Genomic DNA, 1,686 nt, shown 5'->3' on the forward strand with positions numbered 1-1,686 from the left:
GGCTCTGTTAAAGGTAAATGTTGATATTTGAAACCTTCTTTTGTATAATTAGGATAAGAACAAACATTCGAGGAGGTCACAAGGTTGAGCAAAGCGTTCAGTAATCTATTAAAACATATCGACAAATTATCACACACAGAGAAAGAGCGTGTGTTTCAATGGGTAAAACGCTATGTTGAGCCTTCTTCCTCTGTTGGTGGTCGCCTAATTAATGAACTGAGAGAAACCCGTTTCAAAGAAGGTTTTCAATGCCCTCATTGTGCGTCTGAACATGTTGTTAGGTTCGGGAAACACAATGGTCGCCAACGCTATCGTTGTAAATGTTGTAGTAAGACATTTACTGATACAACTAATACAGTTCTTTATCGAACTCGAAAGGGCGATGAATGGATTACGTTTGTTGATTGTATGTTCAAAGGTTATTCCCTGCGAAAATCTGCTGAAATCGTAGGGGTTACTTGGGTTACACTTTTTTATTGGAGACACAAATTATTGAGTGCCTTAAAACAAATGGATTTTGAGCAATTTGAAGGTATCGTTGAAGTTGACGAGACCTATTTCCTATACTCCCAAAAAGGACAACGTGGCATTACTGACCGCAAACCTCGTAAGCGTGGTGGAAAATCCAAACATAGAGGCATTAGCCACGAACAAGTATGTGTTCTTGTTGCAAGAGACCGCACCAAAGCAACAGTATCAAAGGTCGCTTGTATGGGGCGTGTAGTGAAAACTAAAGTTGATAATATGATTGGCTCTAAACTGACACCTGACAATGTGCTTGTGACAGATGCTTGGAGAGCCTATAAAACCTATGCAAAGGAAAAAGGTTTAGAGCATTACCGAATTAAATCAGACGGTGGCAAACACGTTATTAAGGGTTTGTACCACATCCAAAATGTCAACGGTCTTCATTCTCGTATGAAACAATGGATAAACCGTTTTAAAGGCGTGGCTACAAAGTACCTTGACAATTACCTTGCTTGGTTCTTATTTGTGGATAGTCGAAGTAATGAAAGCACTAAACACAATATAAAAGAACTTTTATTAACATCATTTGTATTTGAAATGACGGATACTTATGATAGTTTGCGTCTTTCAAAATTCATTATCTAAATCTATTTATGTAAATTTATTAGGAGGTCTGTCCATTGAAAGTAGATACTTTGAATGTGAATTATCTAATTGACGGAAAAATCTCAGTCATACCAACAAATATGTTTTACGAACAATTAGATGAAGAAGAATTTCAAAACATTCGCTTTGAAGTCCAAGTGAATAATCACCAAATTCAATCTAAGTTATCCAGTTCTATTGAATATGCAGTAAAGTATTTACAGAAAGAACTTCCAGACAATATCAGTATCGCTTGTTGTCAATCTTGCCGACATGGTAACTTTAATCCATTCGGTGATTTAGAAAATGAGATATTCTGCTTAAAAGATAAGACTTTTCTCAATCGGGATGATGTGGTTGAAATCTTCTCCAAACAGGATAAATCTTTTGGTAGAAGGAGTAGAAAACTTCTTGATTTTTGTAAAAGTTATAAACCTATATCTGAGAATGAAAAATACACTTACAATGATTGGGGTTTAGAAGAATTATCTTAATTCAAATTACAAAAGTTAGGGAACCATTTAGGTATCCCTAATTTTATAATGAATATCAACATTAAAATTTAACACAGCC

2 protein-coding genes are annotated in these 1,686 nt (G+C 35.4%); both read left to right on the forward strand.

Going from position 1 to position 1,686, the window contains the following annotated elements; translation table 11 throughout:
* Positions 1-84: 84 nt before the first annotated feature.
* Positions 85-1,113, forward strand: coding sequence for an IS1595 family transposase (locus ACR65M_RS26775; RefSeq protein ID WP_412966740.1), 1,029 nt, complete (start codon positions 85-87; stop codon positions 1,111-1,113).
* 35 nt (positions 1,114-1,148) lie between these two features.
* The gene (locus tag ACR65M_RS26780; protein WP_412966739.1) at positions 1,149-1,607 is read left to right on the forward strand and encodes a hypothetical protein; all 459 of its coding nucleotides are present in this window, start codon (positions 1,149-1,151) and stop codon (positions 1,605-1,607) included.
* The last annotated feature ends 79 nt before the right edge of the window (positions 1,608-1,686 follow it).

This window comes from Ferdinandcohnia sp. SAFN-114, from assembly GCF_059415045.1.